This is a genomic window from Alteromonas alvinellae (assembly GCF_902705805.1).
Genome location: NZ_CACSIH010000008.1, coordinates 22,496 through 37,401, shown reverse-complemented (window position 1 = coordinate 37,401; position 14,906 = coordinate 22,496). Strand labels below are relative to the sequence as shown.

General features: G+C 45.3%; 14 protein-coding genes. 4 read left to right on the top strand and 10 right to left on the bottom strand.

Features of this window, described 5'->3' with window-relative positions:
- Nucleotides 1-12: 12 nt before the first annotated feature.
- On the bottom strand, nt 13-405 hold the full coding sequence (locus tag ACX5KA_RS00195) for a prepilin-type N-terminal cleavage/methylation domain-containing protein (RefSeq protein WP_458730174.1): 393 nt from the start codon (nt 403-405) through the stop codon (nt 13-15).
- Between the two features lie 78 nt (nt 406-483).
- Here ACX5KA_RS00195 and ACX5KA_RS00190 point away from each other — a divergent pair, with 78 nt between their 5' ends.
- The 4 genes from ACX5KA_RS00190 to ACX5KA_RS00175 all read left to right on the top strand — a co-directional run bounded on the left by ACX5KA_RS00190 (nt 484) and on the right by ACX5KA_RS00175 (nt 2,926).
- Nucleotides 484-1,038, top strand: a complete 555-nt coding sequence (locus ACX5KA_RS00190; RefSeq protein ID WP_458730173.1) for a pilus assembly FimT family protein — start codon at nt 484-486, stop codon at nt 1,036-1,038.
- 131 nt (nt 1,039-1,169) lie between these two features.
- Entirely contained in the window at nt 1,170-1,676 is a 507-nt protein-coding gene (locus tag ACX5KA_RS00185; protein WP_458730172.1) for a potassium:proton antiporter, read from the top strand.
- Nucleotides 1,666-2,598, top strand: coding sequence for a hypothetical protein (locus ACX5KA_RS00180; protein WP_458730171.1), 933 nt, complete (start codon nt 1,666-1,668; stop codon nt 2,596-2,598). Before ACX5KA_RS00185 ends, ACX5KA_RS00180 begins: the two co-directional genes overlap by 11 nt.
- On the top strand, nt 2,585-2,926 hold the full coding sequence (locus tag ACX5KA_RS00175; protein WP_458730170.1) for a hypothetical protein: 342 nt from the start codon (nt 2,585-2,587) through the stop codon (nt 2,924-2,926). The genes ACX5KA_RS00180 and ACX5KA_RS00175 overlap by 14 nt, the downstream gene beginning before the upstream one ends.
- Before the next feature lie 48 nt (nt 2,927-2,974).
- On the opposite strand, the gene ACX5KA_RS00170 is transcribed toward ACX5KA_RS00175, so the two are convergent.
- The 9 genes from ACX5KA_RS00170 to ileS all read right to left on the bottom strand — a co-directional run bounded on the left by ACX5KA_RS00170 (nt 2,975) and on the right by ileS (nt 14,807).
- Nucleotides 2,975-3,439: a type IV pilin protein gene (locus ACX5KA_RS00170; protein WP_039216971.1), complete on the bottom strand. Its 465-nt coding sequence runs from the start codon at nt 3,437-3,439 to the stop codon at nt 2,975-2,977.
- A gap of 2 nt (nt 3,440-3,441) precedes the next feature.
- Nucleotides 3,442-7,509 carry a PilC/PilY family type IV pilus protein gene (locus tag ACX5KA_RS00165; protein ID WP_458730169.1) on the bottom strand — a complete coding sequence of 1,356 codons (4,068 nt, stop codon included), beginning with the start codon at nt 7,507-7,509 and terminating at the stop codon, nt 3,442-3,444.
- 8 nt (nt 7,510-7,517) lie between these two features.
- A complete protein-coding gene (locus tag ACX5KA_RS00160; protein ID WP_039216966.1) occupies nt 7,518-8,081 on the bottom strand; it encodes a pilus assembly PilX family protein in 564 nt (187 codons plus the stop codon).
- Complete coding sequence (locus tag ACX5KA_RS00155) at nt 8,078-8,935, bottom strand: PilW family protein (protein WP_039216962.1); 858 nt, start codon at nt 8,933-8,935, stop codon at nt 8,078-8,080. Before ACX5KA_RS00155 ends, ACX5KA_RS00160 begins: the two co-directional genes overlap by 4 nt.
- Nucleotides 8,932-9,582, bottom strand: a complete 651-nt coding sequence (pilV, locus tag ACX5KA_RS00150; RefSeq protein WP_052235388.1) for a type IV pilus modification protein PilV — start codon at nt 9,580-9,582, stop codon at nt 8,932-8,934. Before pilV ends, ACX5KA_RS00155 begins: the two co-directional genes overlap by 4 nt.
- A gap of 435 nt (nt 9,583-10,017) precedes the next feature.
- Complete coding sequence (ispH, locus tag ACX5KA_RS00145) at nt 10,018-10,962, bottom strand: 4-hydroxy-3-methylbut-2-enyl diphosphate reductase (protein ID WP_039216958.1); 945 nt, start codon at nt 10,960-10,962, stop codon at nt 10,018-10,020.
- 2 nt (nt 10,963-10,964) lie between these two features.
- Complete coding sequence (gene fkpB / locus ACX5KA_RS00140; RefSeq protein ID WP_014999018.1) at nt 10,965-11,432, bottom strand: FKBP-type peptidyl-prolyl cis-trans isomerase; 468 nt, start codon at nt 11,430-11,432, stop codon at nt 10,965-10,967.
- Between the two features lie 14 nt (nt 11,433-11,446).
- Entirely contained in the window at nt 11,447-11,995 is a 549-nt protein-coding gene (gene lspA / locus ACX5KA_RS00135; protein WP_039216955.1) for a signal peptidase II, read from the bottom strand.
- The gene (gene ileS, locus ACX5KA_RS00130) at nt 11,988-14,807 is read right to left on the bottom strand and encodes an isoleucine--tRNA ligase (RefSeq protein ID WP_458730168.1); all 2,820 of its coding nucleotides are present in this window, start codon (nt 14,805-14,807) and stop codon (nt 11,988-11,990) included. Before ileS ends, lspA begins: the two co-directional genes overlap by 8 nt.
- Between the last annotated feature and the right edge of the window lie 99 nt (nt 14,808-14,906).

The window sequence follows — 14,906 nt, the reverse complement described above, 5'->3', positions numbered from 1 at the left end:
CCTATTACGATGTTACCAGCATTCTCTTGGTGCCAACGACGTTTCACTGATTTTTATAGTCCTACAATTTTCACCCTGCTTCTTAAATAAGAGCGTAGCTACCACTTCATACTCACCGCTTTGACTCATTGTTTGCGCAATGCTGACCTTGTCTATATTGGCTTGAGGGAGTGCGGTTAACGGTAGGTAAACGCCAGTTTCTAACCAACTTCTCGACTGCATCGACTGTATTGATAACAAGTACGCTTTAACTTGATTTACTTGGCTTAATTGCCAAGTTGAAATAATCGCTCTAGTCGTTGCCAAACTCAATACACTGACAATCGCCAGCACAGCTAGTGCCTCAACTAGTGTAAATCCAGCCCTAAAATTTTGCCTGTCTAACCCAATGCCATTCCCTTCCATAGTACAGCTTTCTCTCAGTAAGTTTTTCAGTACATTAAGCCTATCAATTTATCGCTAGCACTATTACTGGACTCGCGCATGGCTTTTCCTGATGGAAAGAATATAAAAAGAGAAAATAGTGGGGACAGGCGCGCAATAGGCATGTCGCTCATTGAATTACTTATCACTATCTGTATTACAGGTATATTGTCGGTGAGCACGGTTCCTTCATTTCAAGCGTGGCTTGAACGCAATGATTTCAAACATTTCGGGTCTCAATTAGCTAGCTCTGCCAAGCAAGCGCGTATCTATGCACTTACCAGTAAAAAGCCTTTTTACCTAATCACAAAATTTGAAAATGCGAGTTGCGTAATAATCAGTGACGATGAAAACTGTACTTGTTCAACATACCGGCTCTGCGCGCAAAATGATGCCGCGTATTGGGAGCTTCCCACCAAATGGAATTCAAAGCTAACAACACTGAATGCAAAAGACAAAACCATAGCTTTCAATCGACACGGTACACTTAATTTCGGCAGCGCCACCACATTTAAGCTATCCAGTAACCATTTTGCAGCTAAAGTAACCGTTAGTCCCCTGGGGCGCGTGAAGTTATGTAGTGAGCAGCACATAACAGGCATTCCGCCATGCTAATTTTCTCAAAGATGTTAAACCGCTCAAATATAAATAAAAGTCGCGGCCATAGTATTACAGAGGTTATGGTGGCTTGCGCTCTGTCAAGCATAATAATAACAGCGATAACGACATACAGTGTTCAGTCCAACGTGAGCTTATCGTCGCTTCAGCACGCCACTTCTATAGAAGAAGACGCGCGAGCACTACAGGATACTATTTCACGGCATCTAAGCAGGGCTGGATTTATTGAAAATAACACTTTACTTACGCCGTTTTTAACTCTTGCAAGTACCAGTCGTTCACTACCAAACGTGACTCTTGATCACCGCGCTGGTGAAGCGCCAAATAGCTGCATTACGTTTTCCTATGACAAAAATCGCAGCGGCGCTATTTCCGCCGCGCAGGACGAAATGTTTGGGTATCGACTGCACGATAAGTCAATTGAATACAGAGTGGGAGGAAAAACCTGTGCGCAAGGGGGATGGTTTGATTTGACCGACCCGAAGACTATCGAAGTGACTCAATTCGCTGCAAATGTATTGCACAAAAGCAGTTGGGGCGCGGCTTATGAAATTAATATAAGCATACAGAGTTTGATGAACCCAAACATAGCAGCAAACAAAACATTCGTGGTTGAGGTGGTTAATGAGAGATAAAGCACTAGTAGAAAGGAAGAATATCACCACGTACAGAAAAGGCTTGATGTGCAAGCCTTACTTTTCAACGGGGAAACAACAAGGTATGGCGGTCCTCACAATTGTCGCCATACTTCTAAGTGTAGTAACGTTTTCTACCATAACTACATCGCAAAACGTTCAGCAGTACTATGCCATACAGAAAATTAGACAAGATAGCGCAAGCTCTCGCGCGATATTAAAGAAACAACTTAAGCGTGTAGCGATGGCGCTTAGGACAAAAAGCATTTCAACGGTACTAAGCACTACAAGCAAACCTAATTTATCAACTACAGTACACGAACAAAGCCTAAAGGGTGATGAACAGCAGCTGCTAACCCACTACGAAGTAAGCGTTTCTCACAGTACAGAAAGCATTAAGTATAAAGCTAATTTCCTTCGTTACCCTGCTCTTCTAAGACTGCCAACCGCAGCTCAGCTATTTTCATGGGATAACCAACTGACTCATTGGTTATTCAATCGCAATATGGCCGAGCTAACTTCAGCATTTTTTCCAAATAGCGTGACAGCTTCTCATTGCCAGAACTTGGTGGATGCCACCGTCTATTGGATAAATGGAGATTGCGCGTTAACTTATAGTGACCTATCACATACATCGAGTTCCGCGCCTACCCTGCTAATCGTGGTAAATGGCGATCTTACTATAAGTGCGAATACGCATTTCTTTGGGCTAATCGTCATGCTTTCGACAACTGCAGCTACCCATAAACTTCACCTCGCCCCTTCAAGCTCCATTGAAGGCGCATTCGTGTCTAATGTTCAGTTGCAAATGCAGATTAGTGGCCTGTTGACGCCCTCAGCGCAAGTTCTTAGAAATCTACAGGCTGGCACTGAGATGGGGAAAATAATCCCTGTTCCGGGAACTTGGTATGATATCGATTAAAAAACCAAATCAAAAAGAATTCATAAGCGTATTGTCAGCTAAACCCTTGGCTGCACCTGGAAGTGATAGCTTATTTTCTCCCCCATGCAATGCATGCAACGGCGGAGTATTAATAGAAATACTCATAGCGCTTTTTATTTTTATGAGCTCCAGTGCTTATCTACTTACTAGCGAAATTAAAACGCGGGGGCTTTGGCTGGCAACGTTAAAGTCACAAGTCGAACAGACACAACAGTTAAATACTGCGAGATTGGCCCACACGCAAGATGATGTAGATCAACGCTGGGAGGATATTGCAGTTTTTGGTATACCGACAATCACACCTTAGCCCATTATGACTTGCTAAGGTGAAATAATGTGGTGCATCAATTAAGCTTTAGCAAGACCAGCAATATTCACTAGCTTCAAGGGAGCCATTATTGTTTTTGTCCCACCCTTTTCTACCATCGCTAAAATAGTAAAGGGTACCATCTGAAGCTTGACCCGAGCCCGAGACAGGGGTTGCTCTTAACTCAAAATCAGTTGCGCTTGCAGATTGGATAGTTAAATTATACCTACGGCTTGCCGCCGGCTCGGAGGAAGGCGAATGCGTTGCGAAAATTGAAGGGGCCCCCGTGTCACTCCCACTAGCTCCTGCGCCTTTGTAACTAAAAGAACCACTGTGATGCCGCTCCATCGCAGACGCTAAGCCTAATAGGTCGGCCTGACCCGTACCACGATATCCGTCAGCGATCACCCCCTGATACGACGGATAGGCAATGGCAGCGATTATGCCGACAATAGCCACCACTATCATCAATTCAATAAGTGAAAATCCGCGCGACTGTTTTTTGAACTTCATGATTATTCCCTTTCTGTTTCCGAATGCCAGCTACCGCGCTGAATACGTTCAAACCGTCCGTAGATGTTTTCAGCTAAACATTCAAATGCGCTGGCACAGTCTTCGTCGTTACCGTCTTCATCAACCTCGATTACTGCAGACACGCACTCGGTGCCTAGGCAGACAACCGGGCTAACAATATCTTCGATGAGTATTTTGGTTTCAGGTGCAATACCGGTTTGCTTCAGGTCAGCAACGCGATCATCGCCATTTACCTCACCGTCATTGTTCACATCTGTGACAGCATTGCCGTTGAACATACTAACCAAGTAGGCGCGACTACTTCCAGTAGGCGGTGCACAGGCGCTTGTGCTACTTACAGCCGGAACATAAGTAGTAAAAAACACTTTGTAGTCAATAATAAGGGGAGAAGACAGTACTTTCTCGCCATTCGTTGTTAAGTTCAAATACCACCCGTCTTTATTGGCAAAAGCTGCGGCTGCTAATGCACGTTCATTTTCATCGCTACTGTTTAATGCATGGCTAGTTGCATTATACATTTTACTTTCGGTGACCGTTTCCATGTAAGTATATCTGCCGTTTTCATCGCGTTTAAAAACGCCGCTATCTTTTAGCATATAGAAGTTGTCTTCTACTATTGTATCAAGTGGAGATGCGCGCCATCCGCTCCCCAGCGCGACGGCATAATACAATTCATCACCTAACGCGATTTCCGTTACATCCGGACCATAGTAAAAACGGCGATTGGTTTCTTCGGTATCGCCACCGAAGTCAGCAATGCGTGCGCCTTTAATAAAGTTAGCGCCAGACTCACCGTTATAGATGTCTAGGCGAAACAGCTGGCCGCCTGTATCAGCGATATACATATGATCGGCTTCCCCGTCATTATCCCTGTCGATGACAGAAATACGCCCAGGAATGCTGTAAGTCATGTTAGCTAAATCAAGGTCAGAATTCTCGTTACTGGCATGCCAGAGCAGACTTCCGGTATCAGCATCAAACATGTAGACGGCGTTGCCAACTACATCGTTAGCTCTTAACGAGCGGTCATCTTGAGCATCGTCATAACCGCCCCCAACAATCATCACATTTTTTACCACACCGCCCATATTTACTTTGGTTATGGTTGGTTTTGACCATGTTTGACCAAGCTTAGTGAGGGCTCCGTCTCCGCCACTCAGTTTGAATTTTAGCTTAGGTGAGTCTTTCGCTGTAACGTCAAAGACATAATAGTTACGGCCGCCTCTACGCATGCCTACATAAAGATACTTCTTGTCTTCCACAGTTCGAAGAACCATATCACCATCTATTCCATATTCATGGTCTAACGATGGAGTATCTTTATAGAAGTGATGCAAGTTTTGCAGCAGTTCTTTTGGCATAATGGCAAAGTTTTCTTCGCCGGTAGCAGTGTCAAACGAGTGAAGCATTCCTTGGTTAGTTGCAACGAAAATGGCCGAATCGTTAGTGCCGTAATTCACAATAATTGGCTGTGAATGAATAGGGTCACCCATTTGCGTTCTATAGTCGCTTGTACTGCCATTGCCATTGCTGTCTTTAACATCGACACCGCGCGCCCACTTTAATATCGCATCTCTCAACTCATTCGCGTCGGCTTCACTTTGAATGGCGAGATCTGCGGTTGTAATAGAAGAGTTATCCTCATGAAGCGCATTGTCCTCATCCACGATAGTGCCCACACTATCAAACACATAAATGTTACGATTTATTCCCAAACGACTAGCTGCACCACCTTCACTCACCTCGCTACCGTCGGCAAGTGTTGACCAGTAGCTATGTGAATTTTCAGCGAAGAACCCGGTTTCACTATCTACCGCACTGTGGCTGTTCTTATCGAGAATTTGGTCACCACTTAACCGATAGCGTTTCAAATTGCCTGGCCAAATTGCGCCTTCGCTGGGCTTAAATAGTGCGAAATACAGCTCATCTCTGTGGGTGAGGCGGTTCAGTTGGTTCACCGCAACACCAGGAGAAACAAATGTTGCGTTCACGTCTTTCACAGAACGTAGAATAGTGTTGAACGCTTCAAGCAAATCAGTGCTGTTGTCTGCTTGGTAGAAACCTCCGCCACTTTGCAGCGCAAGTTGGTTAAGGAAGTTATTAGCGGTATTATTCGCTGCGAAACCTATCGTGTGCGTTATAACTCTTGGCCCAATAACCGATGTAGAGGTGTCGCTGATGTTTTTAACCAAATCAAGGCCGCACTTTTCACCGCCACTACCGGTACAGCTTTTACCCAACAACGTCTGGATTTTAGACACACTATGATTGTTATTCGCTTCACCGTCAGACAGCAGTACTATGTGATTGTTGGTTTGGCACTGTAAGTCAGAAACAGGGGATATATAAGTCGCTGGCGTAGGAATTTGTTCGGTCACGCAATCACTGTCGGATAAATTATCTTCTGTGCATCCAGACGGTAAAATGGAATCTGCACCAATGTAGGAGCTTCGATGACTTACCCGCGTACTCCGTCTTACTGATGAATTTACATCGCTTTCTCCACGCTTTCGACCATAATCGACATTTCGTCCGCCATAGTAATTTGTTGCTTCTAAAAGCGTATCTACGATTGGTGTAAATCCGTTCGCGCTCAACTCATCAATCTTACTGACTAAGTGTTCGCGTACCGAGGCTGTAGCGCCAGGCGTAGCGGCGCCATTAAACTTAACAACTAGTCTTGGCGCTTTAGATGGCGAATTGTAGGTATGCGCTCCTCTATACGACACGAAATCGTCCATTACAAAAGCCATATCATTGCCTGACTGCCAACCAGAACGGTCAACGATTTGCTTAACAATACTGCTTATATCGGGCGTTCGATAATCGTTATTGTTGTAGAAGTTGGGCATTGACCACGTAATGCCAGAGGTCTTTGGAAGATTCCGTAAGCGGTAGCGCCTATTGGGATGAAAATCGGATGCATCATCATCGGCCACACCTCGAATTCGCATACTCGCATTTCCATAAGTTCTAGTACTGTATGCCGTAAACTCTAAATATGCTTCTGTAACCTCTGCGCCCTGTGGAATATTGACATTTCTAAAGCGCACGCCGATGTAGTCATTGTAATAAGAACTAAAAGTAAGCTCGCCACCGGTGTTAGGGTAGCCATTATAATCCTCTTCAGAGTTATCTTTAGCGTTACCAACCTGGTAAATACCCTCGCCTTGCACGCACCCCGTCGCCGTAGAATCGTCATATGATACGACTAATTGAGGTGCGCCGCTTTGCCCCACATCACTCGCCCTTGCCTCTCGACCACTAGCGGCATCCGTACTTGATCCTTCGATCAGAATATTTAAATTTTTTCCGCCACACCACGCAGACAAATCCACAACTTCTTGTATTACTGCACTAATATCTGGCGTGGTAATAACCTCTCCAGAGGCGGGAAAGCTGTTATCAGTCGACCATTCGACATTGGCGGCTGTCTTGGCTCTTTCGCTTAGATTATTGCTGGTAGAAGAAAACGCGGTACTGGAAGCAGATGCTTCAGCTGAAATGACAAGAGAAGTTCCTGCAACATTAAACCTCTCAGAGGTGAGGCGGATATTAGCACTTAAAATAGTGGCCCCTTGCGGTATGTTTAAATCAGTAAAGCGTAAACCAGAAGTTACGGTTTGTGTGCCACTACTTAATATCAGATCGTTGCTGTCAGTAGTCACACTACCATTTATTTCATGGGCATCATGGTTATCGTCGTTAGTTGAAATAATAATTTCAGGACGCACCGCCTCGTCAATATTACGGATCGGATAAAGGATTGGCCCGCCATAATCAGAGAAGCGCATCAGTCCGGCATTAATGTTTGTGGCAGAGCGCAGCGCGTCTTTTAGCGCATTTTGCACCCGGAGCATTCTGGTCTGGCTGGTGTTATCGTAAGATCCCATACTACCCGATGAGTCCATAATGAAGAGCACATTGGGGTTATAAGTAACCGCATTGCTAGCATTCCCTAGATAGATATCGAGATCATCGCCAAAGGCAGAAAAGCCAATACAGCTAAACAACGTAATAGAAGCAAGGTAATGTGTTATTTTTTTCATCATAATACCTATTGTGAAGCCGGGCCAAAAACAGATGCAGCCAAGCTGTTAGCAACCACTGTGGACTTACCCGAAACTTTTCCGCAGCCTCTAATAATAAATACGTGGCAGTTAATATTACTTCCACCAATCACGTTGCTTGAACCCCGGCAAGCTTGTTCACGAATAAACGCCGTCCGCGACCAGCTTTTTGAAGAAGCCGCACTTTGGTAAGTACCATCCGTAATATGCCTGTTTCCCACCACTAACCCCCCTTCTGTCATGAACCTATCAGTCCACTGGTCATCGTCGAAACAGCTCATAGTATCCACGTCAGGGTCAAATATATTGCCTTGTCTGGCTTCAGAGAGGGGGTCAGTTTTTGCCGGATCAGTCAGCAAGGACTCATCTTCTGACTCGAAGAATACGCCTGCAATTGCCGACTCAGCGGCGTCAAATGCTAAACCGCTTTGCTGCATAGACACGGCCATTTTAGATTGGGACAAACTACTTGTTACCGCACTGACGCCTAAAACCGTTATCGACAGTAAAACAAGCAATGCAAACACCATAACTAAGCCTTGCTGTTTCATCGCGAACTCCTGACAAAATTTTTCATATTTCTCAGCGCTAAAGTCTTTGTAAACACTTGATAATAATGAGCGGTTCCCATTGTTACCGATGCTTCATTTAAGAGCGCATACTTTTGCGTCTGACTCTGTCTCACTTCATTCTGATAACTTTTAAGCATAATAGCCCAGCGTAACGACACCACTTGTTGATTAAGGGCTCTTAAATTATCGATATCGTCAGCTGTTACATAAGTCACGGCTTGACCATTTGAACTCGTGATTACGTCTGACACTCCAAATTGCACTTGAAAGCTTTCTACATTGTCTAACAAAGTGATAGTGATGGGAGCAGCGGATTGCGATTTAAGGCCAAGAAGGACACGCCCATCGTATCCCGTACATTTAAGCGTGTTGCCACTGACAAAATAATGATTAACTACGTGAAACTCTCGGCCTGCATAGCCATGCGAGTTTCCTGTACAATCTTCGTTATTTAATAGGCTGACAACGAGTTTGTCGCTGCCTCCGCTTCCCGTTTGTACGCTTCCTAATGTAGTTTTCGTGGGGAAGTCACCAGCTATGGCAATAGGATGATTTTCGACATAAGCAGCTTCAGCGACAATATCAACAGAGGTATCAACATTTGCAACAATTTGGTCATAGCGGCCGACTTCGTAAAACTCTGCAGACAAACGCGCCATAATAAAACGCCCAGACTCTTGAACTTGCGCCACAGCTTGGTTCAGCTTGTTTGTTACACTTGAGCTAACCAATACCTGAATCACTGCCCCAGAGATAATTAGACCTAACGTCAAAGTAATCATTAATTCTACAAGGGAAAAACCAACCTGTTTACGTTGATTTAGGGCCTTCATAGCGTGATGTCCTTAAAAACACAAGCATTGCTGTCGCCTTCGGCTTTATTGCAGCGAGAGTTCAGCTGATATTGCTGATTACCAGACGACGATACTGGCCACATAAGCAAAACCTCCACTCGGGAGCCTGGACTGCAGCTGTACGTATCAGCGGTATTATTATCAGCACAAGATACAGACACTGTGGTTTGTGGATTGGTTTGTACCGCAGAGCATGATAATGCCCAGCCGTCGTATTTGGCCATTTGAATTTCGGTACAAGATTGCCCTTCACAATTGGGGATATCAGCGGGTCTTGTTAGACAGCAGCCGTAATAAGGTTGAGCAGCGCTAGCACAACTAAGACCTGAGAAATTGTAAGTAGTGTTCGAAAAGTAGTCGTTATTCGCTACCATGCCGTCACCAACGGTTGCTGGACGAGCAGCAGCCCTTAATCGCTCTGCCACTTGTGCAGCGACCATTTCAGCCTGCGTCCTGCTGATAGCGTCTTTGTTAGCAAAAGAGCCGGTAAATTGAAGCGCAGCGACACCTAGCAAACCTACCGCTAATATAAACAGAGTAATTAAGATCTCTATGAGACCCACACCGTGTTGCGTGCAAAGCGTGCTTCCTTTCACTTGGTTTACCGCCACCTTTTTAACTTTCATCGCCTTTGCCAAATTCAAAATATAAGAATGGGTGCTATCACCAATTTAGTATAGTAAGACAAAAGCGTATTACACTGGGTATCATTGGTTATCAAAACGTATAATTTTTAGCTATATTTTGTTTGGCAAATTGGTTGTGAACCTAAGCGTAACTTGATCAAACATAGCACAGGAATAACCGTTCAGTAGCGTATTTAAAACAATCTGTCTTGCGAAACCGCCGGTTACCCTATAAGGATTTTGAGGCTTCGCGTCCGCGAAAACTATTACTAAGATGACGCCGCTTCCCTCGCACTAAATTTGCAATTGGCTAAAAGCTCTTTTGATTTAAGGTATTATTATCTATTCGTAAGCCGTTGAATTTCCAGTAGACAAAAGCATAAAAAAACACCGCAACGAAGTGCGGTGTTTATGTATTGTAATATTGTGGCTAAATTAACCGACTTGTTTAACGCGCAGCTCTTTTGGAACAGCAAATTCCACGTTCTCTTCGCGTCCAGCACGCTCAGACGCTGAAACAGCGCCCCACGCTTTAAGCTTGTTTACCACACCTTGCACTAACACTTCCGGTGCAGACGCGCCTGCAGTAACGCCAATATGCTCTACACCTTCTAGCCATTCCTCTTGAATGCAATTAGCGTCAGCAATCAAATACGCTTTTGCGCCAATTTTTTCGGCCAACTCGCGAAGACGGTTCGAGTTCGAGCTATTCTGTGCACCAACAACCAGTAAAACCTGACAATCTTGGGCTAGGTCGCGCACCGCGTCTTGGCGATTCTGCGTGGCATAGCAAATGTCGTCTTTTCTCGGACCATTGATTTTGGGGAACTTAGCGCGAAGTGCATCAATAACATCGGCGGTATCATCAACAGACAGCGTAGTTTGGCTACAGTAATAAAGGTTGGTCGGATCTTTAACTTCAAGCGTTGCCACATCCGCTTCAGATTCAACCAGATAAATTCCGCCTTCTGCATTGCTGTACTGGCCCATGGTACCCTCAACTTCTGGGTGACCAGCATGACCAATCAAGATACATTCAGTACCTGTTTTGCTAGCGCGGGTAACTTCCATATGTACTTTCGTCACTAAGGGGCACGTGGCGTCAAACACCTTAAGACCTCGACTTTCTGCTTCTTTTCTTACCGCTTGCGATACACCATGGGCAGAAAATATTACTATGCTGTCGTCTGGTACTTCGTGAAGTTCATCCACAAATAACGCCCCACGCTCACGTAGCCCATCTACCACAAATTTATTGTGTACCACTTCGTGGCGCACATAAATGGGCGGCTCAAACATTTCGAGCGCGCGTTCAACGATGGTGATAGCTCTATCAACGCCGGCACAGAAGCCACGAGGGTTAGCTAAATGAATTTGCATAACTAGTTTCCACCTTGTGCTGACACGCCAGGTTTAACATCAATAATTTCAACGTCAAAGATTACCGTTTGCCCTGCTAGCGGATGGTTGAAGTCTACCGTTACAGAGTCTCCAGCAGCGCTTCGAATAATACCCGGAATTTCCGAACCGTCTGGTTGAGCAAACGCTAAAATCATGCCTTCTTCAATCTTTAAATCAGCGCCAAAACGACTTCTATCCATATAGTGAATATTGTTCGGATTAGGCTCACCGAATGCGTCATTCGCCGCTAACGTAAACGCTTTTTTATCACCTTTTTTAAGCCCAAGTAAACACGCTTCAAAGTTAGGCGTTAAGCTACCGTCACCCATTACCATTTTAGCAGGCTTATTGTTTACGCGAGTGCTGTCGGCGGCAGAGCCATCTTCTAGCTTTAAATCAAAATGAAGAATAACTTCGCTATCAGCGCCAATTACTAATGAATCTGTCATAACTTTTCCGAATACTACTTAATGGTTTCGCTATTGCCTGCGGCACTTGCGTTCGCATCTGCACCGTTCCCTTCACTTTTTTTATCGCCATTCTTAAACATGTCGATAATCAGCAAAGCCGCGCCGATAAATATTGCGCTGTCAGCAATGTTAAACGCAGGCCAGTGGTAATTGTTTACGTAAAAATCTAAAAAGTCGATGACATAACCGTGGACTAATCGGTCGTAAACGTTACCCAAGGCGCCGCCTAGAATAAAGGAAAATGCAATCGGCAGCATTTTTTGCGAACGGGGTGACTGCTTCAGCCACCACAAAATCACTACACTTACCACGACAGCAATGGCAGTGAAGAACCAGCGCTGCCAGCCACCTGCGCTTTCTAGAAAGCTAAATGCGGCGCCGTAATTGTGCACGTAAGTAAAGTTAAAAAACGGCAGTACCTGTATCGACTGATACAGTGACATGCTATCGATAACCGTATACTTACTCCATTGGTCGAGGATAAACGCAATCGCGCTTATCCATAAGAAACGCAAGCCAGTTTCGCGAAAAAGCTTAAGCATAGTGGCGTTCTTCTCCATCACCGTCAATGTTTGTCACACAGCGACCACACAGTTCTTCGTGACCTTCATGTGAGCCTACATCTTCACGGTGATGCCAGCAGCGTACGCACTTTTCACCGCTTGCTTTATTAACGCTCAACCATAGACCTTCAACGTCTGTGGCTTTTGCTTCAGACGGTGCACTGTCAACCTTAGTTAGCGAAACGCCTGATGTAATGAGTACGAAACGTAGCTCGTCTTCAAGCTTTGCAAGTACATTGTACAACGACTCGGTAGCATAAAGCGAAATGCTCGCTTCTAGAGAGCCACCTAGCTCGCCATCTTTACGCGCCTGTTCCATCGCTTGGTTTGCCGCGTCTTTTACGCTTAGCACTTGATGCCATAGGGCATCATTAAACGTATCGCTTTGCGTGAAGTTGTTAAAACCTTCGTACCAGGTTTCAGTAAATACAAACTCACTGCGCTCGCCTGGTAACGTTTCCCAAATCTCTTGTGCAGTAAAGCTGGTAATAGGCGCCATCCAGCGAACCAGTGCTTCGATGATATGATACATGGCCGTTTGGCACGAGCGACGGGCTAGCCCATCTGCTTTAGCGGTGTACTGGCGGTCTTTAATCACGTCTAAGTAGAATGAGCCCAGCTCGATTGAACAGAAGTGCGTAAGCTTCTGTGACACTACCAGCAAGTCGTAGTTGTCATACGCTTCGATAAGCTCTTCTTGCAGTGACTTAGCACGAGCAACAATCCAGCGGTCTAGCGCGACCATATCTTCTTCTGCAACCGCATCTTCAACAGCGAAACCATTCAGGTTCGCAAGCAAGAAACGTGCGGTGTTACGTACGCGGCGATAGCCATCTGCAGCACGCTTTAAAATTTCATCCGATACCGCAATTTCACCGCGATAATCAGTAGATGCCACCCATAGACGAAGGATGTCTGCGCCTAATTTGTTAGTCACTTCCTGAGGTGCCACAACGTTACCTACCGACTTAGACATTTTTCTGCCGTGGGCATCTACCGTAAAGCCGTGTGTTAGCACTTCTTTATAAGGCGCGTGACCGTGCATGGCAGTTGATGACATAAGCGAAGACATAAACCAACCGCGATGCTGGTCAGAACCTTCAAGGTATAAATCGGCAGAGGCCGGAATGTCATCGCGACGGTCGACAACGAAGTAATGCGTCACGCCTGAGTCAAACCAGACGTCTAGGGTATCGGTCACTTTTTCATAGTTGTCTAATTCGCCACCAAGTAGAGCAGCATCGTCAAGATCCCACCACGCTTGAATGCCTTTAGCTTCAACTTCCAGTGCCACCTTTTCCATTAACGCCGCAGACTCTGGGTGGATTTCACCAGTAAGTTTGTGCACATACAAAGGAATAGGTACGCCCCACGTACGTTGACGAGAGATACACCAGTCTGGACGACCTTCAACCATCTTCTCAATGCGGTTTTGGCCCCAGTCTGGGATCCATTTGGTTTGCTTAATTTGTTCAAGTGATTCAGCGCGAAGGCCTTTTTTATCCATGCTTACAAACCACTGAGGCGTAGCGCGGAAAATGATTGGCGTTTTGTGGCGCCAGCAATGCGGGTAGCTGTGCTCGTATTTTACGTTTAGGACAAGGTTACCCTTCTCTTTAACCGTTTCGATAATTTCATCGTTGGCTTTAAAAACAAACTGGCCTGCAAACAGCGGTGTGTTTTCAAGGTACACGCCATTGTTGCCTACCGGATTGTACACTTCGATATCGTATTGCTTGCCCACGTTAAAGTCGTCAACACCATGGGCTGGCGCTGTGTGTACACAACCTGTACCAGACTCAGTAGTAACGTGGTCGCCTAGAATTAACGGAACTTCAAGGTCTAAGAATGGGTGATTAACTTTAAGCTTATCAAGCGCAGCACCAGTACAGGTTGCCACTTCACGGAAATCTTCAACGCCGTAACGGTTCATGCAGCTTTCAAGCAGGTCCTGCGCTACCACTAGCCATTCATTTGAAGGTTGAACTTCAACAATCGCATAGGTAAGCTCTGGGTGTAAGCTGATTGCACGGTTGGCCGGCAGTGTCCACGGTGTGGTAGTCCAAATAACTACACCTGCTTTGTGTGTGGTTAAATCACCTTCAGACACACCAAACGCTTCTGCGATAGCAGCCACATCAGCTACTGGGAACTTAACGTCGATAGCAGGTGATACTTTGTCTTTGTATTCAACTTCTGCTTCAGCAAGTGCCGAACCACAATCTGTACACCAGTGAACAGGCTTGAAGCCCTTTTCTAAGTGACCCGAGTCTACAATTTTGCTTAGCGCGCGAATGATGTCGGCTTCAGATTTGAAGTCCATGGTTTTGTATGGGTTATCCCATTCACCAAACACACCTAAGCGTTTAAAGTCAGCCATTTGGCCGTCAATTTGCTTTTGCGCATACTCGCGACACTTTTGACGAAATTCGGCAGCAGTAACTTTCTTACCTGGCTTACCAACTTTCTTTTCTACCATCAATTCAATTGGCAAACCGTGACAGTCCCACCCAGGAACGTACGGAGAATCGAAATCAGAAAGGTTTTTCGACTTTACAATAATGTCTTTAAGAATTTTGTTAACCGCGTGACCAATGTGAATATCGCCATTCGCATAAGGAGGGCCATCGTGAAGAATAAATGGCTTTTTGCCTTTTTTCGCTTCACGAATTTTGCTGTATACCCCTTTTTCCTGCCAGTCTTTAAGCATTTTCGGCTCGCGCTGAGCAAGGTTACCGCGCATCGGGAACGCAGTTTCTGGAAGGTTCAGTGTGGCTTTGTAATCACTCATAAAATTGTATTATCCGGTTACCTTAATTTTCACCCAATGCACTAACACATTGTGAAGGCGATATTCATTTTGCGATGTTCAAATTAAAACGCTGAATGT